This is a genomic window from Pseudoxanthomonas sp. (assembly GCF_036845285.1).
Taxonomy (GTDB): Bacteria; Pseudomonadota; Gammaproteobacteria; order Xanthomonadales; family Xanthomonadaceae; genus Pseudoxanthomonas_A.
Window position 1 is genome coordinate 45,641 of the sequence record NZ_DAIUEE010000016.1, and the last position, 26,504, is coordinate 72,144.

The window sequence follows — 26,504 nt, forward strand, 5'->3', positions numbered from 1 at the left end:
CGGATCGAGAAGGAGGCCCGCCATGACACGCGATACTGTGGCAGAGCAAACGCCCCAAACCGCCGATACACCCAGTCGTCACTCCGTCACCCTGCAAGTCAACGGCAACGATCACGCCCTTGAGGTTCAGGCTTGGTCCTCACTGCTGGATGTGCTGCGTGAGCAGCTCGCTCTGACCGGCACCAAGAAGGGGTGCGATCACGGCCAGTGTGGTGCTTGTACCGTGTTGATCGATGGGCGCAGGATCAACAGCTGCCTGACGCTGGCCGCGCTTCAGGCGGGCAAAGACATCACCACGGTGGAAGGCTTGTCCGATGGCCAAGCCCTCCACCAGATGCAAGAAGCCTTCCTACAGCACGATGCCTTCCAGTGCGGCTACTGCACGCCCGGCCAACTGTGCTCGGCCGTGGGTTTGATCAACGAAGGCCGCGCCCGCACGCGTGATGACGTGCGGGAACTGATGAGCGGCAATCTGTGCCGATGCGGCGCCTATACCCAAATCACCTCTGCGGTGTGCGAGGTGGCGGGGATTGAGCAAGCACGCGATCCCCAGTGCCCCATCATTGTGGGGAGCGTGCCGGCATGAACCCGTTTACGTTGGTATCGGCCTGCGATTCTCGTGGCGCCCGACAGGCGTTGGGTCATGTGGCGCAGCAGCCGCGTATTACCCGTCCTCAGTTCATCGCCGGTGGCACCAATGTGCTGGACCTGATGAAGGCCGGCGTGACCCAGCCCAGTCGCCTGGTCGACATCAGCGGCCTGGGGCTGGATGGCATCGAATGGTCGCCCGAGGACGGCTTGCGGCTGGGCGCCACGGCCCATAACGCCGATACGGCCTATCACCCCTTGGTCAGCGAGCACGCCCCCCTGCTGGCTTCGGCGATTCTTGCCGGCGCCTCGCCCCAGATACGCAATGCTGCCACCAACGGGGGCAATCTGCTCCAGCGCACGCGCTGCATGTACTTCTACGATGTGGCGCTGCCGTGCAACAAACGTGCGCCAGGCAGTGGCTGCAGCGCCATCGGGGGCGTGACCCGTCAGCATGCCATCCTGGGCGCAAGTGAGGCCTGTATTGCCACTCACCCCTCCGACATGTGCGTTGCCCTGGCCGCCCTGGAGGCACAGGTCGAGGTGGAGCGAGGTCAAGGACGCGAACTGATCGCGTTCTCCGATTTTCATCGCCTGCCCGGCGATCACCCGGAACACGATACGCACTTGCCGTCCGATGCCTTGATCACGGCGCTGGTGATTCCACCCAATCCCTATGCGGCTCATTCGGTGTATCTGAAAATCCGCGACCGGGCGTCCTATGCGTTTGCCTTGGTCTCGGTGGCGGTCGGGTTGGAGCTCTCCGATAAGGGAGCCGTGGTGTCGGCGCGCGTGGCTCTCGGTGGAGTGGCCCATAAACCGTGGCGACTGGAGGAGGCGGAAGCCCTGCTGGTGGGCCAGCCTCCCACTGCCGAGGCGGCCGCGCGCGTGGCTGATCGGCTGCTGCAGGGTGCCATCGGGCAGGGCGACAACGACTTCAAGATCGAATTGGCCCGGCGCTTGGTGGTGCGCGGGATTACCGTGGCCGCCCACGGCACCGTCACCAATGACACGGCCCTCAAAGAATCATCTGGGGAGCAGGCCCATGAGTGAGGTCGATCCTCGCGTGCCTGTGGCCGCACCAGGCACCGGACATGTTCGCAAGGGCCAACCGCTTACCCGGATCGATGGACCGGCCAAAGTGCAGGGTCAGGCCCGCTATGCCTCCGAATTCCCGGCCCCCGATCTGGCCTACGGCGTGGTCGTAAACACTGCGGTAGCCAAGGGCACGATTGTTGCGATCGATCTGGATGCCGCCCTGGCGGTGGAAGGCGTCCTGGATGTGCTTACGCACCAACGGCGGCCCAGGATGCGGGCAGGGCGCGTGTTTCATAAAGACCTGATCGCGCCGGGCGGCAAGCCGTTCCGCCCGCTTTACGACGAGCATGTGGTCTACAGCGGACAGCCGGTGGCGTTGGTGGTCGCTAATAGTTTTGAGGCAGCGCGCCGGGCCGCGATGCTGATGCGGGTTGAGGTGGCGCCCGCGCCCCACGAGACCTCCCTGCGTGCGAACCTGGACAAAGGCCACAGCCCAAAAGGCATCAAATTTGGCTACAAGCCGCCTCCCAAAGAAAAGGGTGACGCCTCAGCCGCGTGGCACAACGCCCCGTTCCGGATGCAGGCAACCTCCTATGCCGAGGCCCAGCACCACAACCCGATGGAGCTGTTTGCCACCACCGTCGTGCGTGATGCCGAAGGTCGCATGGTCGTGCACGACAAGACCCAGGGCTCCCAGAACAGCCGTTGGTACGCCTCCCATGCCCTGGGGATCCCGAAGTCCCGACTGAGCGTGCGCAACGCCTTCGTGGGGGGCGCCTTTGGCTCGGGGCTGCGGCCCAACTACGCCCTGCTGCTGGCAGTGATGGCCTCCGAGTATCTGGACCGCTCGGTTCGTGTCGTCCTGACACGCCAGCAGATGTTCACCTTCGGGCATCGGCCCGAGACGTGGCAGCAGATCCGGCTTTCTGCCAACGCCCAAGGCCAGCTCCAGTCCATCGAGCATGATGTGCTGACGGAAACCTCGCGCGCGGAGGACTACACCGAGGTCGTGGCTAACTGGTCGGGCCAGTTGTATGCGTGCGAGAACATTCGTCTATCGCACAAGCTGGTCGACTTGGACCGGTTCACGCCGATGGATATGCGTGCACCAGGGGCGGCCCACGGCGTCCATGCCCTGGAAGTGGCTATCGATGCCATGGCCTGCGAGGTCGGCATGGATCCGCTGGCGTTTCGGCTGGTCAATTACGCCGAGGTGCATCCCATCGAGGACAAGCCGTTCTCCTCCAAAGCGTTGCGGGAGTGCTTTGCCTTGGGGGCCGAGCGATTTGGCTGGTCACAACGCCCCCCAGCACCTCGTGCCACCAAGATCGGTACCGAGTATGTGGGGTGGGGGATGGCCACCGGGACCTGGGATGCCCTGCAGATGTTTGCCCGTGCCAAAGCTGTCCTGGATGCACAGGGCCGGCTTCGCGTCAGTAGCGCTGCCTCGGACATCGGCACGGGCACCTATACCGTGATGGCCCAAATCGCCGCTGACGCCATGGGCTTGCCGCTGGAACACGTCACCTTTGAACTGGGTGACTCGACCCTGCCCGTGGCGCCGGTGCAGGGAGGGTCTGCCCACGTGGCCACGATTGGATCGGCCATTGAAGGGGTCTGCGATAAGTTACGCGCCGGCTTGCTCAAGCTTGCCAAACGCCATCACAGCGAGCTTTTTTCTGGCTGCAAGGATGACGATGTCGAGTGTGTCGAAGGGGGTTTGCGGCGCAAGGCCGGTGGGGCCAGCGTTCCGATTGTCGAGCTGATGGCGTTTGCCAAGGACGGAAAGCTGCGGGCCAGCCATCTGCTCCTGCCAAACCAGCGTGAGCAGTCAAAGTATGCGCGGGCCACGCACTCGGCCGTGTTTTGCGAGGTACGTGTGGATGAAGCATTGGGCACGATAAGGGTCACGCGCGTGGTCAGTGCCATTGCTGCCGGCCGGATCATCAACCCGATGGCGGCGCGCAGTCAGATTCTGGGGGGCGTGGTATGGGGCATCAGCCATGCGCTGCATGAGGGCACCCACGATGATGCTCGGCTGGGGCGCTTCATGAACCACGATTTCGCTGAGTACCACGTGGCCGTGAACGCCGACATCCACGAGATTGACGTGCTCTTTGCCGATGAAGACGATCGGGTGGTCAGCCGGTTGGGGGCCAAAGGAGTTGGTGAAATCGGTCTTGTAGGGGTATCGGCGGCCATCGCCAATGCCATCCATCATGCCGTGGGCGTGCGCATCTACGACACGCCCATTACCCCAGACAAGGTCATGGCCGAACTTGTACACAGTGGGGCGATCTAGCGAAAGCGCGTGTCGATCTACTGGGACTAGAACGCCCGACGCCTGGCTTGGCTTACGCAGCCAGCAATTGCATCAGCTGATTGAGCCGAAACGGCTTTTGCAGGAAGTGCGCATACCCCGGCAGGCTGGGAAGCTGCCGCGGGGGATGGCCTGAGGCCAGAATCACCCGCGCCTGAGGACGTGAGCGCTTCAGGTGCTCAGCCAGATCAATGCCGTTTTCCGAACCTGGCATGTGTACATCGCTGACCAGAACATCGCATGGGAAGTCTTCCAGGATCACCTTTGCGCTATGCGCATCCTCGGCAATGCGAACCTCCATGCCAGCGTCCTGAAGCACATCGGACAACAGAGCGCGCAGCTCCACCTGATCCTCGACCAACAGCACCCGAATCGAGCCTCCCGCAGACGTCAGATCCGAGGAAGGACTGTCCGAAGCACCCATCTGCCTGCTGTTGGTGTCGTCCACTGCCACGCGCTCCCCTGAAAAAAGTTGGAAAAGGATTGAGATAAGAGCGTGAAGAAGTTGTAAACGTAAATGAAGGTAGCATGGCGTTTTTGCACTCGGGGCAAGGGCAGGGGATGAGCCAACAGGACCAGGGGAAGCGGCACCGCGACACCATCATTTCCTTCATCGCGTTGGGCTTGGCGGCCACCACCATCGGGCTGGAGGCTGTCATCCCGTTGGGCTATGCCGTCTGGCTGTTGTACTTCTTGGCCATTGGTGTAACGGTGTATCAGCGCCGGCCGTGGGTGCCGGTGGCGCTCGCCGCCTTGGCGTGCACGTTGCTGGTGGTCGGTTTCAATCTGGCTCCCCCCAGTCACAACTCCGCCTTCTCAGTGGTGAATCGAACGGTGGGCGGGGTCTGCTTCCTTACCACGGCACTGATCGTGATGCAGGCCATCCGCGCGCGTTTGGAGGCCGAACGCGCGCTCTGGCTGCAGGAGGTGGAAAACGAGGTTGCCGGCGTGCTGCAAGGCGAGCAGACCCCTCACAGCTTGGCCGAGGGGGCGCTGCGGGTGCTTTGCGATCATCTGGGTGCCCATACCGGCGTGCTATACCGTTTGAACGGCCAGGAACTGGTCCTGATAGGTGGCGTTGCGCTCGCGCGCGAGGTTCCCAACCGGATTGCCGCCGGCTCGGGTCAGTTGTGGGAAGCCATCGTCAAACAACGCCCTCGGGTAGTTCGTGGCATCGAGGCCTCCCATGTGGGTGTTGAGTCGGCACTAGGTCGAAGCGCGGCAGTCAAACTGCTCGTGGCACCGCTCACCGCCGATGGCAGTGCCAGTGGGGCCCTAGAGCTGGGCCTGATTGAGTCCCCGGTCGATGAGTCCACGGCCATGGAGTTGCTGCAGCGGTGCGCCGATACCATTGGTATTGCCCTCAGAACCGCCATGCTGCGTAGTGAACTGATTGAGCTGCTGGAAGAAACCCAGCGCCAAAGCGAGGAACTGCAGGCCCAGCAGGAAGAGCTGCGGGTGGCCAACGAGGAACTGGAGGAACAAAGCCGCACCCTGCAGCAATCCCAGGTCAACTTGGAGCAGCAGCAGGCTGAGTTGGAACAGACCAACGTGCAGCTTGAAGAGCGGACCCACGAACTCGAAGGGCAGCGGCAGCAGCTGCTGTCGGCACAGGACAACCTGATGCGCAGTCGGGAAGACCTGCTGGCCGCCTCGCGCTACAAGTCCGAATTCCTGGCCAACATGTCGCATGAACTGCGCACGCCGCTGAACAGCTCGCTGATCCTGGCCAAACTGCTGGCCGACAACAAGGAAAGCACGCTCACTGCTGAACAGGTCAAGTACGCCCAAGCGATCCATTCGTCCAACAATGACCTGCTGGCGCTGATTAACGACATTCTCGACTTGTCCAAGATTGAGGCAGGGCACGTTGAACTGCAGGATGACACCCTCAGCACCGAAAGCGTGGTGCAGCGCCTACGTGAGACGTTCGATCCACTAGCGCGCCAAAAAGGACTGGACCTGACGCTGGAGATTGCGTCCGACGCCCCGTCCCAGTTCGTGGCCGACGGACAGCGCCTGCAGCAGATCCTGAAGAACCTGCTGGCCAATGCCATCAAGTTCACTGAGCGCGGCTCGGTCACGATGCACGTCAAGCCTGACACCCAGAATCGTGTCGGGTTTGTTGTGTGCGATACCGGTATCGGCATCGCCCGCGAGCAGATTGAAGTGATCTTCGAGGCCTTTAGGCAGGCCGATGGCAGCACGAGCCGTCGCTTCGGCGGCACGGGGCTCGGGTTGGCGATCTCGCGTGATTTGGCCGCTCGCATGGGCGGGGCACTCACCGTGGAGAGCGAACCCGGCCGCGGCAGTTGCTTTACCTTGGTCATCCCCACCGATGGCGCACCTGCCGCCGATCAGGAGCCGCAAACTGCACCCTCGGCACCGCGCACCATCAGTCCGGCGAATCAGGCCACCGGCCCGATCGCAGTGTCCGCCACGATGGCTAGCCCGCCGGCCTCCGCCAACGCACCGGTGGCCGCCAGTCCCATCACGCGACGCTATCCAGACCGCCTGATTCTGGCGATCGAGGATGACGTCGAATTTGGCCGTGCTCTGGTCGCCCTGGCCCAAGAACTCAGGTTTGACTGTGTGGTGGCCTCAACGGCCGAGGAAGGGCTGCGATTGGCCTCTGAGCTTCGACCCAATGGCATCCTGTTGGATATCGGCCTGCCGGATGTATCTGGCTTGAGCGTACTGGAGCGCTTGAAGCGCGATCCGGCGACCCGACACGTGCCTGTGCACGTGGTGTCCGCGCTGGAGCGCACCCAGGTAGCCCTGGAACTGGGCGCGGTGGGCTATCTGATCAAACCGGCCACCCGCGAGCGGTTGGCCAGTGCCATTGAACAGCTGGAACAGACGCACGCGCGCGATGTGCGCCGACTGTTGATCGTGGAAGATGATCAGGAACTGCGACAGAACCTGCAGCTGTTGCTTGCCCGCGATCAGTTGGAGATCGTCGCCGTCGGCACGATTGCCGAGGCGATCGAGAAGCTTGATGTCACCACTTTCGACTGCATGATTACCGATCTGGCCCTGCCCGATGGCAGCGGCTATGACCTGCTGGAGAAGATGTCGACCAGTGCCACCGGCGCGTTCCCACCGGTGATTGTGTATACCGGCCGAGCACTCACACGCCATGAAGAGCAGCGTCTACGACGCTACTCCAAGAGCATCATCATCAAGGGGGCACGCTCGCCGGAACGGCTATTGGATGAGGTCACGCTGTTCCTGCACAGTGTGGAGGCGACCCTGCCCGGGGACCAGCAGCGCATGCTGCGGGAAGTCCGTCGGCGTGATGCGGTACTGGATGGCCGCAACGTCCTTCTGGTCGAGGACGACGTACGCAACATTTTCGCCTTGTCCAGTGTATTGGAGCCGCTCGGTGTACAGCTGCAAATCGCGCGCAACGGACGTGAAGCGTTGGACACGCTCGTCAATCAGGACTTCGATCTAGTGCTCATGGACATCATGATGCCGGAGATGGATGGACTGACGGCCATGCGGGAGATTCGTCGCAACCCGCAATGGCAGGATTTGCCGATCATTGCGCTGACGGCTAAAGCCATGGCCGATGATCGGGAGCATTGCCTGGAAGCCGGTGCGAACGACTACATCGCAAAGCCGGTCGATGTGGAAAAGCTGGTGTCCTTGTGCCGGGTATGGTGCGCGCGGCAATGACCCCCAGCGAGTTGTTCGATCTGGAGCTGGGGGTCTTACTGGAAGCGCTTTACCGGCGATACCACTATGACTTTCGCGAATACGCGATCTCCTCCCTACGCAGGCGCGTGCGCCAGGCCATGGATCGTTTCCAGTGCGATAGCGTGGCCACGTTGCAACATCGGCTGCTCCACGAGCCGGCGCTGTTTACCCAGGCCATGCAGTACTTCACGGTCCAGGTCTCTGAGATGTTCCGGGATCCGGACTACTTTCGGGTCCTGCGGGAGCAAGTAGTGCCGGTGCTGAAGACCTACCCGTCGTGCAAAATCTGGGTAGCCGGTTGCAGCACGGGGGAGGAGGTGTGGTCCCTGGCCATCCTGCTGGATGAAGAGGGCCTGCTGGAGCGCACGGTGCTCTATGCCACCGACATCAATCCTGAGGCACTGGCCAGCGCCGAGGCGGGGGTATTCGCATTGGATCGGATGGCTCAGTTCAGCCGTAGCTACCTGGCTGCCGGCGGTCGCGGCTCGCTCTCGGACTACTACACGACCGCTTACAACGGAGCCTTGTTCGATCGGCGCCTGAAACGCAACATCGTCTTTGCCGACCACAGCTTGGCTACCGATGCGGTGTTCTCTGAGGTCCACTTTGTCTCGTGCCGTAATGTGCTGATCTACTTCAAACGCAGCCTGCAGGACAGGGCAGTGGGCCTGTTCCATGAAGCCTTGGTGCACCGCGGCTTCCTGGGGTTAGGCAGCAAGGAATCCCTGCAGTTCGGTGAGCACGCCGCGGACTTTGAAGTCAGCTCGCGTGCGCAGCGGCTTTACCGGAAGCTCGCATGACCTCTCCAGCGCCACGCCTTTGCGACACCGTAGACGCGATCGTCGTGGGCGCTTCAGCGGGAGGTGTGAGCGCCGTGAGGACGCTGTTGGAGGACTTGCCGGCGAACTGTCCGGCGCTAGTGATGATTGTCCTCCACCTGCCGCGCGATCGACCCAGTCAGGCGGCCGAACTATTTGCACAGTACTGCGCGCTTCCCGTTGCCGAGGCAGAGGACAAGGCACCACTTACGCCGGGCACGGTATGGATCGCGCCACCGGACTACCACCTGATGGTGGAAGATCGGGATACGATGTCGCTCAGCCTGGATGAGCCGGTCCTTTTCTCTCGGCCCGCGATCGATCCCTTGTTCGAAAGCGCAGCGGCCGTGTTTGCTGATCGCGTGCTGGCGATCCTGTTGACCGGTGCCTCCAACGATGGCAGCGAGGGTGTCGCTGCCATTCGGGCCGGTGGTGGCCAAGCATGGGTACAGCAACCGGAGGAGGCCAGCTCGCCCATGATGCCGGCCTCAGCGCTGGCGTATGCAGGCGCTGATGCGGTACTTACCCTGGATCAGATGAGTGTGCGCTTACGGAGCTTTCAGCCTTGAACTTGACCTTGTCCAATCCTGAGCCGGTGCGTAGCGAGCCGATCAATATCCTCGTCGTGGACGATGTGCCCGAGAACCTGGTGGCCATGCGCGCGCTTCTGCAAGCCGACGGGGTGCAGGTGCTGTGCGCCGCCTCTGGCGCGCAGGCACTGGAACTGCTGCTCGTCCACGAGGTAGCCGTGGCCCTGCTTGATGTGCAGATGCCGGAGATGGACGGCTTCTCACTGGCCGAGCTGATGCGAGGTGCAGCGCGTAGCCGGGAAGTGCCGATCATCTTCTTGACAGCCTCACCGAACGACCCCAAGCGCGCTTTCAAAGGGTATGAAGCCGGTGCCGTGGACTTCTTGCACAAGCCCATCGAGCCCCACGTCATCCTCAGCAAAACGAATGTGTTCGTCCAGCTGTTCCAGCAGCGGCAGCTGCTAAAAGAACGCGCCGAATCGCTGGAAAGAGCGCTCAAGCTCAATGAGACCATGATGGCGGTGTTGACGCACGACCTGCGGACACCGCTCTCGGCTGTGCTGCTGTGTGCAGAGAAGTTGGCCCTGCAGCTTCCCGGGGATGAGCGCGTCCAAAGGACGCTGTCCCAGCTGGAAACCAGTGGTTGGCGGATGGCGCGGATGGTGGAGCAACTGCTGGATTTTTCCCGCATCCGCTCGGGCGGCTTCCAGATCGAGCCTCGGACGATAGATCTAACGCAGGTGCTGTTGGGCGCAATCGATGAAGTAAAACGCGTCCATGCCAACGCGGACATTGCGTTTGAGGCCGGAAATCCTGTGGAGGTCAAGGCAGATCCGGATCGATTGACGCAGGTGGTGATCAACCTGGTTGGCAATGCGGTGATCCATGGCAAAGAGGGACCTGTTCGTATCGTGTTGGAAAGCGCGACGCAAGGCGCTGTTGTGGTGCGAGTCTCCAACGCCGGTCATATCAGCGAAGAGTTGCTTCCTCGCCTATTCGAGCCATTCAAGGGCGCATTCCACGCCAGCCAGGGACTCGGGCTCGGGCTGTTCATTGCTGACCAGTTCGTCAAGGCACACGGCGGCACGCTGTCGGCGAGCAACGACAACGGGCAAGTCCACCTGGAAGCTCGTTTTGAAAAAATGACATAACCCTGTAGGAGTCTAGATCGGTAAGCACTAGCGCGTCCTTCATTCCACGCACCAATCCGGACATCTTGAGCAACATCATCTTCCACGACCGCTATCGCGAGCGCCATGGGTGAGCAAGGAAGTGCTCACGGGGTAGAGAATTCCGACGGTGGCACGGGACTACCAGCACCCAGATGCACTACGGAGGTGTTGGCCCAGGAGAAGGACGTCTTGGCCCGTTCTATGAGAATGGGTGCTTCGACTTGCACGCTCTAGGCCCAAACTGAACCTGGGAGCATCTGCTAGCGAATCGCCCAGACTTTAGTTAGAGCGATGGCGAAGATTGGCGATAAAGCTGCGGTTAGAGTCTTGTCTCTTGGTTCGCGAGCTTGGGATAGGCCACTTCGGCGCGGATGAGAACCTTTATCTCGCTACCCCCTGTAGGGCGGGTGGCCACCACCAAAGAACCCCCGATCATTGTCGTTCGCTCGCGCATCCCACTGATTCCCCAATGCCGATCAACCTTGAGCTTCTCTTCGGCGATCCCAACGCCATCGTCTTGTACGGTCAAAAGAACGCCGAAATCACAGTACTCAAGCTTCACGTCGATCCGCTTTCCCTGTGAATGAAGACACGCATTGGTGATTGCTTCCCGCCCAATCTGTCGAAGCTCCTCGTACACGATTGGTTGAAGAGGCCTTACTGAGAACGGTAGGTCGAAGTCGCAGAGCATTCCTTGCTCAGCAGCCATCTCCTGTGAATGGCGTCGCAGGAAATCGGGTAGGTCGGTCGTGCCAGCCTCCGGATCGCGGAGGGCTTGAATACGGTCTCGGCCCTCGCGAATCACGTCCTGGGTCCGGTCCAAGACTCGGTCCATACGCCCACTTAAACGCTCCGCGCCGTTGGCGCATCTCAGAACCGATCCTCCATTGGAATTGCCGATGAAATTGCTGACCTTCCTCCTTCTGTCGCTGGTCGCTGTCGCCAGCGTGCCGGCGCTAGCCGCCAACGGCCTTGCCTTCCGCGAGGTGCACGAAGCCACCACCGGCACCGCGATGCCGGCGACGGTGATCTACCCGGCCGCCGGCCCCGCCGCATCCACCGAGCTGGGCCCGTATGGCGTCGCCGCCACGCCCGGCCTGGCCATCGCCGATGGCCGGCATCCGCTGGTGCTGATCTCGCACGGCCACGGCGGCAGCACGCTGGGCCACCACGACCTGGCGACCGCGCTGGCCGATGCCGGCTTCATCGTCGCGGCGATCGAACACGCCGGCGACAGCCACCGCGACCAGAGCGGCTTCGGCACCGAACGCGTGCTGCTGGGGCGCGCCTGGCAGATGTCCGCGCTGCTCGACCTGCTGCTGGCCGACCCGCAGCTCGGTCCGCACATCGATGCCGACCGCGTCGGCGTTGCCGGCTTCTCCGCCGGCGGCTACACCAGCCTGCTGCTGCTCGGCGCCACACCGGACTTCGCCCGCCGCGAGGCGTACTGCGCCGCGCAGCCGGCCGATGCGGAGGTGTGCGTGGAAGTGCCGGCCGTCATCGAACGCCTGCCCGTGTCGCGCGCCACCACCGATCCGCGCATCCGCGCCGGCTTCGTGATGGCGCCGTTTGCGATCTTTTTCGACGCCGCCGCGCTGGCGCACGTCGACGCTCCGGTGTTCCTGTACGGCGCGATGGCCGACCGCGTGCTGCTGCCCGCCTACAACCTGTTGCCGGTGCGCGACGGGCTGCCGCGCCTGCATGCCTTCCGCGGCATCGTCGGCGCCGGCCACTACGTGTTCCTGGCGCCGTGCAGTGCCGGCATGGCCGCCGCCTTGCCCGCGCTGTGCGTGGATCCGACCGGCATCGATCGCGGCGCAGTGCACCGGCAGATCAATGCCGACGCCGTCGGCTTCTTCCAAGAGGTGCTGGCGCCGCGCTGAGCTGTCGCCAGTAATGCCGAAGGCCTATATCTGGGTCCGACCTCCGCAGGTCGAGTCGCCCGACTGCTGGGAAAGCCCGTGTTGCTACGCTAGCCGACTTAAACGGCGCGTGCGGATTTCGCCGCCTCACTTCCGTCGGGCTTTGTGTGCCTAATGCCAGCTTCTGGCCGGTAGCGGTCGTCTGGCAGACAGTGGCGGGGCACCTCAATGTTCTTAGATCCAACATGCGCGGAAGGCCAGTTTCATGGCAAGCTGACCAATTTTCGGGCGACGCCGTACAATTCTTACAGCGACGCTGTCCAAATCATTGTTGCAAGTACAAATTCGAGATGTTCAACGGCTAGGCAGGTGCGATCACTGCGCCGGTTCATGGTGCTGGGCGTATTGCTAGCGATAGCGCTTGTTCCCTCCGGAGGTGATGCAGTACCTCCCGCCACGAGGGCCTATGCAGTTGGCACTCCGGGAACAAGGACAGTCATAGACCGGAGAAGTACTGGCGCGATAGCGGCGTCGCTCTACGGGTGCGAAAGAAGTCGTCAGATCAGAGGAGGCCGATCTCGCCGGGGCAGGGTCTGTGTAGGCACACCCAGGTTCTGCGCAGAGATTCGGGCCAGAAACCCATTGCTCCGGCAAGCCATCTCGGCTGATACGTACCCATTTGCCTTGCTCCGCGTATATGCCCACCGGAGTACCACGTTTAAGCTTTTCAACCACTGCACCGTTGGGAGAGGAGCGGACATTGAGCTGGATGGATTTGACGAAGCGAGTAGACGAAGGCTCGGCACCAGCTTGTGGAGGGGAGGGCGCCTGAGGCTGTTCTACCTGCAAAGATGGCGCCCGCGACGACGTACTCAAGCTACTGCGTACATCGGGTCTGCTGCAGTAGCTCACCATCGTCAGTACAACGATGAAGAAGAACAAAGGGGTGCCACCTCTAGACTGGGACATCTGCTCTATCCCCTATTGCTTACGCATGGCTTCGCTGAAGGCGGAAGCCAGAATGCCAGTGGGCATGGCAATGAGGCCAATGCCAGAGATGGCAACCAAGCCGGCGACGAACTTACCGGCGGGCGTGATGGGGTAAACGTCGCCATACCCGATGGTGGTCAGGGTAATGACAGCCCACCAGAGCGCACGAGGGATGCTACCGAACTTGTCAGGCTGCAGATCACCCTCGATCCAGTAGAGAGCGGAGGCGCCAAAGATCAGAAGCGTACTCGCCAGCCCCAAGGTCACCATCAGCTCGTACTTACGAGAGGCGACTACGCCATAGAGCAGTCCCAGTGCGCTCGACATACGCCCCAGTTTGGCTAGCCTGAGGATGCGAAGCAGCCTTACAAGCCGTAGCGCCATAACGTTGATGGCGAAGAACGGCACCAGGGTGATGACAATAATCAGGAGGTCCAGCAGGGCGCTGGGGCTCAAGGCGAAACGAAGACGCTCGACAGTAGGGCTAACGCCTGCTTCCCTGCGTTCAGCCACGCTCCACAGTCGGGCAAGGTACTCGGCAGCAAACACAATCCCCAGGACCAGCTCGAGCGCACTGAATGTGCCGGCATAGGTCCTTGCCACTCTGGGCTCTGTGCCCACGATCGCGCTTACTGTCGCTATCAGAATCGCAGCCACTAGTAAGCGGTTGGCCGGTGACAGGCCTCTGCCAGGCCATGCCTTCGGATCCAGCTGGATATGGACCTTTTTCCTAAGCGCGTGCCTGGACATACCGGCCTTTCCCCTCTCCCCAGCGGTATCGTGCCAGAAATGTGGCAAGAGCGTGCCGAGCAGGGGTCAGTGACTACCTGATTGTCGGCGGCAATGCATCTGGCCTCACCGTCGATCACCGATATAGACTAGAACTTCAATATCGCCCTGGGGAGGGCACATGACGAACGAATTCGACCAGGTCCCTTTTAGCGACCCGACATTTGCTGACAATCCTGAAAACCGCTGCCCGTGCTTACTGTTGCTCGATACGTCTGGCTCCATGCAGGGCGCGCCCATTAATGAGCTCAACGCTGGGTTGGTCCAATTCAAGGATGAGCTGGCATCCGATGCCATGGCCGCCAAGCGCGTAGAGGTTGCCATCGTCACCTTCGGGCCTGTGCAGGTCGCTACCGATTTCGTCACTGCGGACGCATTCTATCCGCCCAGCCTCACCACGACGGGAGACACCCCGATGGGCGCCGCCATCGAGCAAGGCTTGGAGATGATCGCGCAGCGCAAGTCGACGTATCGTCACAACGGTGTCTCCTACTACCGCCCGTGGGTTTTCCTCATCACCGATGGTGCACCGACCGATTCCTGGCAGCGTGCCGCCCAGCTGGTTCGAGAAGGCGAAGCTTCCAAGAACTTCCAGTTCTTCGCAGTAGGCATCCAGGGCGCGAATATGGAGATTCTTCGCCAAATTTCTGTGCGAGATCCACTTAGTTTGAAGGGTCTCCAGTTCCGAGAACTTTTCCAATGGCTGTCGAACTCCATGAGTGCCGTCTCGCGTTCGACGCCAGGTGACGCGGTGCCGCTCGAGAACCCCGCAGCGCCTGAGGGCTGGGCGACGGTGTAATGAAGCTCCAGGGATGGCGCGCGGCCGCGACGTCGGTCAGAGGTACTTCGCACGTAAAAGGCGACCTGCCTTGCCAGGACTCGCACGCGTTCGATTTGATTGCCGGCGTCGAGGAAGTACTGGTGCTGGTGGCATCCGATGGCGCAGGAAGCGCGGCGCATTCGGATGTGGGGTCTCAGCTAGCGTGCCAAGAGCTCCTAGATTGCATCCGACTCTATTTCAGTGATGGAAAGAGAGTCAGTGATCTGACGCGAGACATTGCACTGGGTTGGCTTGAGAACGCGGCGGCCGTGATTGTACGCGCCGCCGCAGAAACAGAATCCAGTACGCGTGAGTACGCATGCACGCTGCTGGCAGCATTGATATCACCGACCCACACCGCTTATATCCAGGTGGGTGATGGTGCGATCGTGGTGAGATCCGACAGCGACGGCTGGGCCTACGTGTTCTGGCCGCAGCACGGCGAGTACATCAATACGACTGTATTCATCACTGATCCGGTGGCACTGAAAAAGTTCGAGTTTGATGTCGCTAGCAGTGTTATCCACGAAGTGGCTGCATTCACCGACGGCATAGAGAGCCTGGTTCTCCAGTACTCGACCCAGACGGTTCATGGCCCCTTCTTTGACATGATCTTTGGTCCTGTACGAACCCGGCCCCAAGCCGGCTTGGATAAGGGGCTATCTGAGCAATTGAAAGCGTACTTGGAGTCGGACAAAGTCTGCTCCCGGACGGATGATGACAAGACGCTTCTGATCGCCAGTCGGCTTGTCAAAGCACCATCTCGTGCACTCGTCGTCATTGAGGCGTAGCCATGAGTGCGCCTCAGGTAAACGGAAGTCAGGGCCCGGTGAGGCTCGGACGCCAGCTCGGTCGCGGCGGCGAGGGTGCTGTATTTGAGATTGTCGGAAGCCCTGAGAGGGTAGCCAAGATCTACCTCAAAGAGGCCTCTGCTGAGCGATCTGCAAAGCTTATTGCGATGCAGTCATTGCGAACCCCCGCACTCGACTCGTTGACTGCTTGGCCTATAGAGGTACTCAAATCGCCTGGCGGCAAGGTAGCTGGCTTTGTCATGGCCAATATGGCCGCGTCAAAGGATATCCACGCGCTCTATAGCCCTCGAAGTCGGTTAGCTGATTTCCCGAAATCAGATTGGCGGATGCTGGTACGAGCTTCCCTCAACACGGCAAAAGCCTTTGCTGTATTGCATGAAGCAGGCTGTTTGGTAGGGGACGTCAATCATGGTGGCGTGCGTGTTGCACAGGATGCGACCGTCAAACTTATCGATTGCGATAGCTTCCAGGTCACACAGGGCTCAAAGACCTTTGTGTGCGAAGTGGGTGTCGACAACTTCACCCCCGCCGAACTGCAAGGAAAACCGTTCAAGGACACGGTTCGGAGTCAGAACCACGATAACTTCGGCTTAGCTGTCCTCATATTTCAGCTATTGATGATGGGTCGGCATCCATTCGCCGGCAGGTACCGCGGCCCTGAGGATATGCCCACTGATAAGGCCATCGGCCAGTTCAGGTATGCGTACTCCAGAGACACAGCCTCCACCGGTATGCAGGTGCCACCAAATACGGCACCTGTAGCGGTAGCGTCACCTGCGGTCGTGGATCTCTGGGAGCGAGCTTTCGGACGGGCGGGCGTCGCACCTAATGGAAGGCCATCGGCCCGAGACTGGGTCCGGGTGCTGACTAAGCTCGAGCAATCCTTCGCTCGCTGCACTAATAACCCAGCTCACTACTACTACGGGCCATACGGAAAATGCCCCTGGTGTCCTATCGAACAGATAGGGGTGCTTTTGTTTCCGGTGCCCACGGGGTTCGTAATTCCGACCACGGGCGGTGCGTTCAACTTAGAGGTCGTGTGGGCACAGATTAAGAGCGTTGCGCCACCACCCCACGTGCCGTCAGCTTTCCAGTTGCCAACGGCAAGTCCTTCTGCCGCTGCCATTGAACTCAAGGCCGACCGGTCTCGCTGGAAAGTCCTTGGGTATGCCGCGGCGGCGGTGACTTTGTGCTTCGGCCTCTGGATCAATGTGAATTTCTGGATTCCTTGGCTGATCGCAGCATGGTTCACCGGTCGGTGGACCAATGGTGTCTCCACAGGCGATGGCGGCAACACTTTAAAAGTGAGATACGAGAACGCTTACCGTAATCACGAGGCGTTGGCCAAGAAGTGGGCGGCCGATGGGCCCTCTAGCGCGTTCAGTGACAAGCTCGCCCAACTGCAGAAAGTTCGTGACGAGTTGGTTGGCCTCAAAGCACTGCGTGAGCAGCGCTATGCGGCATTGATTTCACGTCGACGTCAGGATGCGCTCCATCGTTACTTGGATGGCTTTCAGATCTACAAGGCCAAAATTTCCGGCATTGGACGAGCAAAGATTGACTCGCTTGAGTCTTGGAATATTGAAACCGCAGCAGACGTAAATTTCAACGCTGTTATGAATGTTCCCGGATTTGGCCCAGCCCTGACCGGTCGGCTTATAGACTGGAGATCAAAGTTGGAGCGAGGCTTTCGGTTTGATCCGAACTCGAGCGTCGATCCAAGGCAAGTGGCGGACCTTGATCGCACAATTGGGGTCAGAAGAGCAGAGCTTCAGGAAGAACTGAGAAAGGCTCCCAGTGTACTTAGCCAACTGCGCGCGAGCATCTTGGCGCGTCGGCAAGCAGTTCAAGAAGCCCTGAACAAAGCAATGCACGAGTTGGCACAGGCCAAAGCTGACTACGAGCATGTGCGCTAGCCCGCCCCCAGCGAATCTTGCCCACATTCTGAGCGAGGCGGGGACGACGCCGTGGCCGACCCTCCAAACAGCGTCGCCGCTGAGGTTAAAAGAAGCCTTCCCTATGTCCACTTCTGGAAGGAAACAGCGTTGCGATCCGGAAACCGACTGCTAAACAAGGTTTCCCGACGCCTTCGCCAGGCTGCCCACCCCCATTTTCACTCAGCCTTGCATCGCGATACGCTGCGTGAAATTTCTTAGAAAAATGACCTTTACCATGCAAGTAATCGACTCGTATCTCCGCAATGTCCCGCCAGGCTACGCACTTCTACTCTCTGGACCCTGGGGTGCAGGAAAGTCCTTCTTCTGGACCCGGTACGCCAGTCAACTAGAGGGCCTGCATGCAGTAACGATATCTGCGGCAGGATTGCAGACTTCTGCCGATCTTGAAGACGCACTTCTCACTGCGTCACTAGCACCACTTGCGAACTCGGTGATAGGAGAAGCAGGCGCGATAATCGGCAAAGCACTTCTGAGAGTAGTGAAGGTCGACCCCAAAGACATCAAACTAAAGGCTGACATATTCCCCGGAAAGTCGGTGGTTTGCATCGACGATGTAGAGAGATTCGCAGGTGCGTTTCCGGCTCTTTTTGGATTTATTGTCAACCTTCTTGATGGGAGCGGCGTCCACTGCATCCTTATTGCAGATGAAGATCGGGCGCTTGCTAACCTAGAGGGATACGCCGCGTACAAGGAGCGAATTGTTGGGAAAACGGTCGTCGTTTCGCCAACCATCCGTGAGTTCTGTGATCAAGTGGTGAAAGGCTTTGGAACTGCACAGTCCCGTCGTGTTTTAGACGGTGGCATGGAAGTTTTGGTAAATCTTATCGTGGGAGCGAAGCTTGCGAATCTACGCACGGTTCGATTTCTTCTGACTGAGCTTGAGGCTGTAGTCCGCGAAATGCCGGCCGCGACAGCTGAGCGCGTTATGAGCAGCAGTCTCCCGTCAGCGATGCTCTTTTGGGCCGTTGCGATCGCCCGTTCCCCCAGCAACATGCAACTACTTGTGCGAGCCTTTCAAGGTGACATTGGGATGGCTATATCTATGGCCAGGAGAAATCAAAGCGAAGACACACGCCGCGATACCCGTGATGAGGACGATGACATTAAGAGATTGTCAGATCTGCTGTATGGCTTGGGACTGGAAGACGCTGCATACAACTGGCCGAATTCTAAGGCGTTCATTGCGCTAGCTAAGGGTGAAGTGTTCGATCCAAACGCTCTCATCGCAGATTTTGGCCTCCTTGACACCGAGGAGTGCGAAGTCGATGACTTAGACCTGTTACGCCACCACTACAAGCAAAATGATACGGATGTGCAACAGGCGATCACGCGATTGCGTGCTGCCGCTATCGATGGTAAGCCAGCAGTATTGGCACACCTCTTCCAAGTGTTTCGCACTGTCTACTATCTTGCGGAGAATCACATCACCACATTCACTCCTCAGGAATGGACGCAAGAGGTGCTAGGAACTCTAGCCAGATGGCGTGAAAATCCCGAACAGGTAGATTCAGGCGAATTTGAAGTTTGGCCAAGCGCGTATAGTCCCGACGAACAGACGGTGATTAAACTCGCCGAAGAGGTAAGTGAAGCGGTAAAGAATGTTGAACAGGGCCGACATCGCCAAGCAGCAGTCAATGGCTTGCTTACTGGTAAGGGATCACCTTCCCAAGACCGTCTACAGGTGGTATTCGCTGATGACACTGATGTTGACTGGTTCTTCTCGCAACTCAAGACCGCCGGTTCTCCAGCAATTCAGAGAGTCTACTCACTTTTCAGCTCACACCTTAGAGTAGTCAACGCAGTACAGTTTGTTGCTGTAGAGGCGCATTTCGCACGAGAACTAGCAGATAAAATTGAAACTCACATCGAGAAGCGCCGCCCCATGCCGGTCCTCGACTCAGAGTTGCACATTCTCGCTCGCCTGCTGCGAACATTTGCTGACAAGATGGATAAGGATAGTGCCGCGCTGCGTTCTCATGCGTGATCCATATGAAGTGGGGGAGGGGAGAGGTTCGCGCCCCGCCTCTGCTTCACGCAGGAGTTCTGGGCAAGAGTCAGATCCAAGATAGTCATCTTCCAGAGATGCTTTTTTGACACTGGTAGTCCGGTAGTCGGTTTGGAGTAACACACGCGGTAGCCTGCTGTCGTAGTTTTCGATCCGATGATTTAGCTAGGCGGATGCTCGATTGCCGTCATCGAGGGGGGCACCATCCAGAATTGGTCGCCTAGATTTGTGGCGATGTTCGCAAATACTGTTGTCAATGCACTGTCAGGCAATGTGTGGGAAGCCGAGAAGCAAAGTTTCCCCTCCTTTGACCCCTGCGCCATCTTCAGGCGTCGAGGAAGCTCGCTCCCAAGAGTGAACTTCAAAATTTCGGCATTGCCCGGGTACTGCAGGGATACCGACGCCATGCTTCTGACGGACGCCCAACACGCATAGCGCCAATGTCCGAGGCTGTAATTAACATCGTGGGGCATCTGCAACCGTGCAAGCTCCCCCAGGTAGACATCGGAAAAATGATGCAGGCGAAGTTGATGCTCCAGATACGCCATTACCTCCTGCGGCAGCAACTCCTGCCATACCCGCAACCAAGTCACGGCATATTCCGGTTCGCGCCCGCGCTGCAATAGATAGTCTGTGAGGCACTTTTCCAGCTCCTCGAACTTTAGCGCTGACCACGTATACGACCATGCCGGCCTATGCCCAGAGACAACAGGGCCCTCCAGTCCAGAATCGACTTGGATCAACCCCAGTGTGGAGAGCGCAGACAACACCGCGTCGCTGCCTTTGGCGGTAGGTGCCACGCGCTTGCGTGAGTGGTGGGCGCGCACCAACGCCAAGAGATAGAGCGCCGCACGACCTCCCAGGTGACCCACGTCGGGCAAGGTAGGGCCGTCGGGGCGGGGCGAACTGGCCGAGTACGGCTTTGCTTTTCTCATGGATCGTACAAAGGCCACCAGGCGGGCAATCCCGGGGAGGGGCGGGCATTGGCATTGCCCACCCTCTAAGAATATCTTAGTATCCAAGTGCCCGTCATTTCGCCATGCTTATTGCTCCAAGAGGGAGCGAACGTGGCCAGGCGGACAGCTGAACACCCGGTTTTTGCTCAAAGGCTTGCCTTTGCGCGTGAGCGCGCGGGCTTGTCGCAGACACAGCTGGGCCTTCTTGCCGGCATGGATCCTTCCGTGGCCTCTCCCCGCATCAACCAGTACGAACGGGGCAAGCACGAGCCCCAATTGAAGACGGCTAAGCAGCTGGCGGACGCCTTGGGCGTGCCACCAGCGTTTTTCTACACCGAGGACGAGTTGCTGGCGCAGCTGTTGCTGCAATGGAACGGCCTGTCGGTCAGTAAGAAGAAGGCCTTACTGAAGAGCCTGGAAAAAGCGCCCCGCGGAAAGCCCGCAAAAAAGGCGCCCAGCCGCTAACGGCGCGATCGACCCGCATTACTCAGGCCTGCGGCGAGCCGGGGATGGGCAGCACCGGATCGCCCTCAAGCAGGGTCGCGGCGGGGTTGTGAGTTGCCTCACCGGCCTGGAAGTAGCCGATCGCCTGAGCCACCGAGCGATGCTCGGTCAGGGCCATTAGGGCGGGCAGGGCGATGCCCTGACGGCCACCCTCGGTAATGAAGCCCGAGCGCAGGCTGTGCCCGGCAAAGTCCCCATTCAAGCCGGCCAGCAGCGCCCGCCGCTGGACGATGGCGGCCACGGACTTGGATGACAGCCCCGGACCCACGCGCTCGCCCCAGAGGCGGCGGAAGAGGGGGCCCTCAGTGATGTTGGCCGCGCGCAGCCACGCCTCGAGTGCGGCGCCGGCGCGGCCCAGCACCGGCTTGTCGGGCGTGGCGCTGGCACTGGGGCCGGCCTGCTGGGTCTTGCTGTGCTCCAGGCGGTAGACGAAGGCTCCGTCGTTGATGCGGCGCAGGTCCTGCCAGTCGGCCGCGGCGATCTCGCTGCGCCGGCGCCCGCCACTGGCAAAGCCGAACAGCAGCAGCGCCGCATCGCGCAGGCCCTCCAGCGAGTCGTCACAGGTGGCCAGCAGCGCCTCGAGCTCAGGACGGGTGATGGCAGTCTTCTTGTGCGGCCGCTCGCCGCGTTTGACCGAGGCCCGGCGCCCGCGCTTAAGCAACTGGCGTACCGCCGGTGATTCGCAAGGGTTGGCTGCCTTGTGCGCCTGGTGGGCGGCCGAGAGCACGGCCACGCGGTGCACGACGGTGCTGAGCTTGAAGGCGCCGGCTTTCTGCTTCAGGCCGGCAGCCACCAGCTGCGCATCCAGCGCAGGCGGCAGCTCCCAGGCCAGGCCGGCCTTGCCGCGACGGGCCAGATGGTCGACCACAAACTGGACCACGGCAGGTTCCGGTACGGGCAGCGTGATCGGCTGACCGAACCGGCCTTGGAACCAAGCCGCCCAGTAGCGCAACGCACTGGCATAGCTGCGCGTGGTGTTAGCGGCCGCGGCCTCGGCCAGCAGCTCGCGTACGGCCTCGGCGGCGTGCGCCGCCAGCCGGTCCGGGGCGAGGGCAGGGAGGTCGTCGGGACGCGCAACGAGTGTGTTAGATTTCATATGTCGTATGTATTACTTTATATGGAATAGGGCATCTACTTCCGATAACTATCCCTTATCGGCTGTAGATCGGCAACGGGGCAGGGCGCGCGCGTAGGAGGCAGTGAAAATGGCCAGAGGCGTACAGGAAACCGAGGTATTCGAGGCGGCCGACGCCTTGCTTAGCGCCGGCGAGCGTCCCACGGTCGAGCGCGTGCGCCTGCGTCTGGGTCGCGGCTCGCCGAACACGATTGGGCCGCTACTGGACGCCTGGTGGGCCCAGTTGGCCGCGCGTGTGCAGCACCGGCTGACGCTGCCGGCCGTGCCCGAGGACGTCGGCGTCGCGTTGGCCCAGGTGTGGGAGCTGGCCTTGCAGGCGGGGCGCACTCTGGCGGAGGCCGACATCGCCCCGGAGCGGGCGGCCTTGGCACAGGTAGTGGCCACCGTCGATGCGCGCCTCGCCACCGAACGCGAAGCGGTAGCCCAAGCCCAGGCGGCCCAGCAGCAGGCCACCGCCGAGGCCCAGGCCGCGACGGCCGCGCTGGCCATCAGCGAGCAACGCGCCAGCGATCTCAGCGGCCAGGTCCGCCAGCTGCAGCGGCACCTGGAGGAGGCCGCCCAGCGCGAGGCCGCGCAGCACGCACAGCTGCAGGCCGCGCTCACCCAGGCCGAGCAGGAGCGGAGCACGGCCACGCGCGAGCGTGAGGCGCTGCAGGCGCATCTACGCCAGAGCGAAGATCGCGCCTACACCGAGATCGATCGGCTGCGGCAGGAGCTCAAGGCGACCAAGACCCAGCTCAGTACGCAGGCGCGCGAGCATGCCAGCGCGTTGCGCGCCGCCGAGCAAGCCCAGCGGGCCGCGGAGAAAGCCCAGCACGCGGCCGAGCGCAGCAGTGCCGCAGCCCAGGCCCGCGTGCACGCGCTTGCTGCCGCGGCGCCATCGAAAGCGCGCCCTGCAAAGAAGACGGCCACGAGCGCCCGCCGTCGCGCGCCCGCGAGCTGACGCCGGGCGCTGGCTCGCCTCTCGCTTCGCAGGTAAGCTAAGAATTCCTTAGTACTGGATGGTGGAGCTCAGCGATGACGCTGCCGGACGAGCGCACGCGGCATGTGCTGCAAGCGGGAGCCTTCCTCAGGCAGCTGGCCGCCAGCCAGGCCGTGCCGAAACAGGTGCGGCAAGAGGCCTACCGCCTGCTACGCCACTATCCCACCGTCAGCGATATCGAGGCCATTGCCGAGCACGAGGAACGGTTGCGCACGCTGACCCAGTCGGCCTTCGTGCGGCCCTACCTGACCAGTCAGATCGAGCCGGACTGGTTCCGCGGCTACCCGCTCGGCCCCCATCGCCTCTGACGATGAAGCGATCGAGCAGGCCGCGGGGAAGCGGGGCCACGGCGGCCGAAGCGGCGCTGGAGGCTTCGTTTGAACGCGCCCGTGACAGCGCGAGCGAGGAACGCGCCTTCATCAAGCGGCTGATGGATGCGATCGTGTACGTGCATGCGCCGGTGTCGGACGATGCGCGAACACCGCGACTGGTCCAGTTCCGCCATCCTGACGGGTTCGATGCGATCCCTTTCTTTACCTCGCTCGGCAAGGCGCAGGTAGCCAGCTCGGCGGCGGTCAAAATTCTGGGCGTGTCCGGCCGTGAGCTGCTATCCGGTACGCGCGGGGCCACCTTGATGCTCAATCCCAACGACGGTGGCGTTGTCCTCTATCCGGAGGAAATCGCGACGTGGCTGGATAGGGGCTTTCTGGCCAGGGTAGAACGGCTGGCGCCGGCGGAGTTCGTGGTGGGACCTGCCATCGGTGCACCGGCTTGGCTCGCTCCTGCCATTAGCCGCAGCCTCGAGCACGCCACCTTCGTGTCGTCGGCGTATCTGTTGGAAACGCACGCGTCAGCGGGCACCGAACAGCCACCGGGGCTGTTGATCTGGCTGGTGGTCGACCTGGCCTTCGCCGAGCGGGCCGCCCGTCTGGTGACCACTGCCATACAGCCCCTGTGCGCCGAGGTGGACGTCATCATCGACGTGGCGGTCCACGACGTCTCGCAGCCTTTGCCGGCGGGCCTCGATGATCCCCGGATCTTGCCCATCTTCACGAGAATCGCACCCACCTGAGCGCAACTCACCCATCCCATGAGCCCCGAAGAAAAGCTACTAGCACTCCTTCCGGAATTGACCGCAGAAGAGAAGGATCGCCGGACTCGAGAAGGTTTGGCCGACGTCGACGCCGGACGGACGATTCCGCACGAGGAACTGCTGCGATGGGTCAGGCGGCTGTCGGCGCCTTCTTAAGGCTCAGGAGTGTAGAAGCGGGACGCAGTAGCTGAATATGTGAGTTAGAACCCACCCGCATTGCCATCTTCAATGAACTCAATGCGGGCCGCCTCAAGTACAGCCTGCGGATCGTGTGCGAGCACCTCGGCCGGACACTCCCCGTTGAGAAGCACATGCGGGGTAAGAAACCATTCGACTTCACTCCAGCCGGTGGGCGAGCGGTCCTTGTCGAGGTAGCTGCCGTGGTCCCGCATGATGCGCAGCATCTCTGAGAAGTGAGCAACGGGCCATCCGTCTTGCTGAAACTGCCACGCGGGGAATCGGTAGTGGGGCTGGGGGTCGGTGAGATACACCCCGAGCAGCTGCCCAGACTTCCGCATCTCGGTAGCGCCCTCGCCAAGGTCTTCTGCCGTGGCCCAGTTCCTGGACAGCTCGGTGCGCCGTGCTGCGGCCATCGCTAAGATCGATGTTGGGTCAGGCACGCCTGGACTTGAGGTCATGGATCCGTTCCAAATCGGGGCGGCATCAGGCTGCGACGTGCGAGAACCAAGGCCGTCCAGTAAAGCTGTGACATTTCCTGAAGTGGTCTAGTGTTCACCGCCTTTACACCTGCAAAGACCAATCAGTTGATTTGATTGACCCCGCCGGTCAGATCAGCGGCGTGGTTGGCGTGGGACGCCGCCAACAAACCTTTCCGTGCTGTTTCGTACGCCAACAGAGCTGGGCCGCACTGATTGACGCGCCAAGAAAAGGCAGCCACTTTTCGGCGGCCGCCTTTAGACCCGTGCAACGGTCAGCCCCGCGCTCGTGAAGCAGCGCCCTAAAGAACGATGGTCCGTACGCCGGCTCGCGTGTGATGCGTGCGAGTAAGCGATCCAGCTCAGTCCTCATTTACAAACCTCGTGCATCACCGTTCGAACGTCACTCACGCCCTTGCCAGATCACTGAACCGCCCCGGCTTCCGTGGAGGCTGTTTGGTTTAAGTCACGCCGCCATCGCGGCGGGACTGGCGAGTTGCCGGTAGTAGTTTGCCTCAGCTTCTGCGGGCATCCGACCTGTGGCGCGGCCACCTCGGAACGTGGGTAATCCGGGATGATCGCCTCTATCTGATCAGGCTTTGGGGGTACTTGGCGGGCGGTGGGCTCGCCTCCCTTGCCACCATTTTTCCCGACTTTCCCAAGCGTGTTTTCGCTCACTGGTACACCGGAACGCTGCGCTTGCCGCGTGGGAAAAATGTCCATGAATTTGCCAACATCTACGAAAAAGAGGACTTGTTGCTCCATGTAGAAGATGGGAAGTTGATCGGCGAAGAAGTGTGGCGCAAAACTCGCGCCTCAAGACTCGCTGAAGTCGCCTTGGTGACACCGCGGAAAATCGAAGGGCAGCGCAGCGTCGCTCATGAACCGCAGCAGCCTCCAAGTCAACCTCAGCAATCCATTGAAGTTCCGCTTCTGGAGCGAAGCAGAGTTCCGGGCGAATGCAGGCGCGCAGGATGGCGGCGCGGGGCGGGGGGACGCAAGCGGGCGGGGCGGGCGGCGCGACTGGGAGATGTCGCACCCGGCATCGCGGCGATGTCGCATCCGTCGGTCCGCAATCCGCCGATGCGCGTCGATGACGCCGGCCGCAACCCTGTGCAGCCGACCCTGCCCAGGCCCGTTCCATGCCGGCTCTCGCCGCGGCGGTGCGGTGGACGGCGCCGGATGGAGCGGACGCGGCGTCGCCCGCATCGCGTTACGCCCGCCACGCGCCCGAGCGCACGCTGCTGTACGCGCTGGTGCAGGCGCATTACCCGGAGTTCCTCGAACGCCAAGCCGCGCACGACCGTCCCGTGCCGGACTACGTGCGCGCCGAGTTCGATGAGTATCTGCGTTGCGGCGTGCTGGAGCACGGGTTCCTGCGTGTGGTGTGCGAACAGTGCCATGCGGAACGGCTGGTCGCGTTCTCGTGCAAGAAGCGCGGCCTGTGCCCGAGCTGCGGCGCGCGGCGCATGGCCGAAAGCGCGCGGCATCTGGTGGAAGAGGTGTTCGGCGAACGTCCGGTGCGGCAGTGGGTGCTGAGCTTTCCGTATCCGCTGCGCTTCCTGTTCGCCAGCCAACCCGAGGCCTTGGGCCCGGTGCTGGGCCTCGTGCAGCGCGCGATCGCGGGCTGGCTGGCCGATCAGGCCGGGGTGGAACGCCGCGCGGCGCGCAGCGGCGCGGTGACGCTGATCCAGCGTTTCGGCAGCGCGCTCAACCTCAACGTGCACCTGCACATGCTGTGGCTGGACGGCGTGTATGAAGAACGCACTGCGTC

22 protein-coding genes and 1 pseudogene are annotated in these 26,504 nt (G+C 61.4%); 17 read left to right on the forward strand and 6 right to left on the reverse strand.

What is annotated here, in order from left to right; genetic code table 11:
• Positions 1–91: 91 nt before the first annotated feature.
• From V7060_RS16420 to V7060_RS16430, 3 genes and pseudogenes are all read left to right on the forward strand, one after another.
• Positions 92–586 (forward strand): annotated as a pseudogene (locus V7060_RS16420) ((2Fe-2S)-binding protein); the annotation flags it as partial.
• Positions 583–1,641 (forward strand): xanthine dehydrogenase family protein subunit M, encoded by a 1,059-nt coding sequence (locus V7060_RS16425; protein WP_334180320.1) that lies wholly within the window; start codon positions 583–585, stop codon positions 1,639–1,641. The pseudogene V7060_RS16420 and the gene V7060_RS16425, both read left to right, overlap by 4 nt.
• Positions 1,634–3,928 carry a xanthine dehydrogenase family protein molybdopterin-binding subunit gene (locus tag V7060_RS16430; RefSeq protein WP_334180321.1) on the forward strand — a complete coding sequence of 765 codons (2,295 nt, stop codon included), beginning with the start codon at positions 1,634–1,636 and terminating at the stop codon, positions 3,926–3,928. The genes V7060_RS16425 and V7060_RS16430 overlap by 8 nt, the downstream gene beginning before the upstream one ends.
• A 52-nt stretch (positions 3,929–3,980) precedes the next feature.
• Here the strand turns inward: V7060_RS16430 and V7060_RS16435 are convergent, their stop codons facing one another.
• Positions 3,981–4,370 (reverse strand): response regulator, encoded by a 390-nt coding sequence (locus V7060_RS16435; protein WP_334180342.1) that lies wholly within the window; start codon positions 4,368–4,370, stop codon positions 3,981–3,983.
• Positions 4,371–4,507: 137 nt separating this feature from the next.
• On the opposite strand from V7060_RS16435, the gene V7060_RS16440 reads away from it, so the two are divergent.
• The 4 genes from V7060_RS16440 to V7060_RS16455 are packed head-to-tail and all read left to right on the forward strand — an operon-like array spanning position 4,508 to position 10,147.
• A complete protein-coding gene (locus tag V7060_RS16440) occupies positions 4,508–7,627 on the forward strand; it encodes a response regulator (RefSeq protein ID WP_334180343.1) in 3,120 nt (1,039 codons plus the stop codon).
• Complete coding sequence (locus tag V7060_RS16445; protein WP_334180322.1) at positions 7,600–8,448, forward strand: CheR family methyltransferase; 849 nt, start codon at positions 7,600–7,602, stop codon at positions 8,446–8,448. The genes V7060_RS16440 and V7060_RS16445 overlap by 28 nt, the downstream gene beginning before the upstream one ends.
• Positions 8,445–9,035, forward strand: a complete 591-nt coding sequence (locus V7060_RS16450; RefSeq protein ID WP_334180323.1) for a chemotaxis protein CheB — start codon at positions 8,445–8,447, stop codon at positions 9,033–9,035. Before V7060_RS16445 ends, V7060_RS16450 begins: the two co-directional genes overlap by 4 nt.
• A 2-nt stretch (positions 9,036–9,037) precedes the next feature.
• The gene (locus V7060_RS16455; RefSeq protein ID WP_334180344.1) at positions 9,038–10,147 is read left to right on the forward strand and encodes a hybrid sensor histidine kinase/response regulator; all 1,110 of its coding nucleotides are present in this window, start codon (positions 9,038–9,040) and stop codon (positions 10,145–10,147) included.
• A 340-nt stretch (positions 10,148–10,487) separates the two neighbouring features.
• Here the strand turns inward: V7060_RS16455 and V7060_RS16460 are convergent, their stop codons facing one another.
• Entirely contained in the window at positions 10,488–10,991 is a 504-nt protein-coding gene (locus V7060_RS16460; RefSeq protein ID WP_334180324.1) for an ATP-binding protein, read from the reverse strand.
• 76 nt (positions 10,992–11,067) lie between these two features.
• Between V7060_RS16460 and V7060_RS16465 the strand changes: the two genes are divergently transcribed.
• On the forward strand, positions 11,068–12,051 hold the full coding sequence (locus V7060_RS16465; protein WP_334180325.1) for a prolyl oligopeptidase family serine peptidase: 984 nt from the start codon (positions 11,068–11,070) through the stop codon (positions 12,049–12,051).
• Between the two features lie 960 nt (positions 12,052–13,011).
• On the opposite strand, the gene V7060_RS16470 is transcribed toward V7060_RS16465, so the two are convergent.
• Positions 13,012–13,770, reverse strand: coding sequence for a potassium channel family protein (locus V7060_RS16470; protein ID WP_334180326.1), 759 nt, complete (start codon positions 13,768–13,770; stop codon positions 13,012–13,014).
• Positions 13,771–13,930: 160 nt separating this feature from the next.
• Here V7060_RS16470 and V7060_RS16475 point away from each other — a divergent pair, with 160 nt between their 5' ends.
• The 4 genes from V7060_RS16475 (at position 13,931) to V7060_RS16490 (ending at position 19,383) form a co-directional block, all read left to right on the forward strand.
• A complete protein-coding gene (locus V7060_RS16475) occupies positions 13,931–14,608 on the forward strand; it encodes a VWA domain-containing protein (protein ID WP_334180327.1) in 678 nt (225 codons plus the stop codon).
• The gene (locus V7060_RS16480) at positions 14,608–15,420 is read left to right on the forward strand and encodes a PP2C family serine/threonine-protein phosphatase (RefSeq protein WP_334180328.1); all 813 of its coding nucleotides are present in this window, start codon (positions 14,608–14,610) and stop codon (positions 15,418–15,420) included. The genes V7060_RS16475 and V7060_RS16480 overlap by 1 nt, the downstream gene beginning before the upstream one ends.
• A 2-nt stretch (positions 15,421–15,422) precedes the next feature.
• Positions 15,423–17,357 (forward strand): hypothetical protein, encoded by a 1,935-nt coding sequence (locus V7060_RS16485; RefSeq protein ID WP_334180329.1) that lies wholly within the window; start codon positions 15,423–15,425, stop codon positions 17,355–17,357.
• Positions 17,358–17,583: 226 nt separating this feature from the next.
• Entirely contained in the window at positions 17,584–19,383 is a 1,800-nt protein-coding gene (locus V7060_RS16490) for a P-loop NTPase fold protein (protein ID WP_334180330.1), read from the forward strand.
• 182 nt (positions 19,384–19,565) lie between these two features.
• Here V7060_RS16490 and V7060_RS16495 read toward each other — a convergent pair whose 3' ends face one another.
• Positions 19,566–20,204 (reverse strand): hypothetical protein, encoded by a 639-nt coding sequence (locus V7060_RS16495; RefSeq protein WP_334180331.1) that lies wholly within the window; start codon positions 20,202–20,204, stop codon positions 19,566–19,568.
• A 267-nt stretch (positions 20,205–20,471) separates the two neighbouring features.
• On the opposite strand from V7060_RS16495, the gene V7060_RS16500 reads away from it, so the two are divergent.
• On the forward strand, positions 20,472–20,825 hold the full coding sequence (locus tag V7060_RS16500) for a helix-turn-helix transcriptional regulator (protein WP_334180332.1): 354 nt from the start codon (positions 20,472–20,474) through the stop codon (positions 20,823–20,825).
• Positions 20,826–20,847: 22 nt separating this feature from the next.
• On the opposite strand, the gene V7060_RS16505 is transcribed toward V7060_RS16500, so the two are convergent.
• Positions 20,848–21,960, reverse strand: a complete 1,113-nt coding sequence (locus V7060_RS16505; RefSeq protein WP_334180333.1) for a site-specific integrase — start codon at positions 21,958–21,960, stop codon at positions 20,848–20,850.
• Positions 21,961–22,069: 109 nt separating this feature from the next.
• Here V7060_RS16505 and V7060_RS16510 point away from each other — a divergent pair, with 109 nt between their 5' ends.
• The 3 genes from V7060_RS16510 (at position 22,070) to V7060_RS16520 (ending at position 24,053) form a co-directional block, all read left to right on the forward strand.
• Entirely contained in the window at positions 22,070–22,942 is an 873-nt protein-coding gene (locus V7060_RS16510; RefSeq protein WP_334180334.1) for a DNA-binding protein, read from the forward strand.
• A gap of 74 nt (positions 22,943–23,016) precedes the next feature.
• Entirely contained in the window at positions 23,017–23,289 is a 273-nt protein-coding gene (locus V7060_RS16515; RefSeq protein ID WP_334180335.1) for a BPSL0761 family protein, read from the forward strand.
• Between the two features lie 2 nt (positions 23,290–23,291).
• Positions 23,292–24,053 (forward strand): SseB family protein, encoded by a 762-nt coding sequence (locus tag V7060_RS16520; RefSeq protein ID WP_334180336.1) that lies wholly within the window; start codon positions 23,292–23,294, stop codon positions 24,051–24,053.
• A gap of 221 nt (positions 24,054–24,274) precedes the next feature.
• Here the strand turns inward: V7060_RS16520 and V7060_RS16525 are convergent, their stop codons facing one another.
• The gene (locus tag V7060_RS16525; protein WP_334180337.1) at positions 24,275–24,712 is read right to left on the reverse strand and encodes a hypothetical protein; all 438 of its coding nucleotides are present in this window, start codon (positions 24,710–24,712) and stop codon (positions 24,275–24,277) included.
• A 1,160-nt stretch (positions 24,713–25,872) separates the two neighbouring features.
• Between V7060_RS16525 and V7060_RS16530 the strand changes: the two genes are divergently transcribed.
• On the forward strand, positions 25,873–26,504 hold a 632-nt coding region (locus V7060_RS16530), incomplete at its 3' end, for a transposase zinc-binding domain-containing protein (protein ID WP_334180338.1).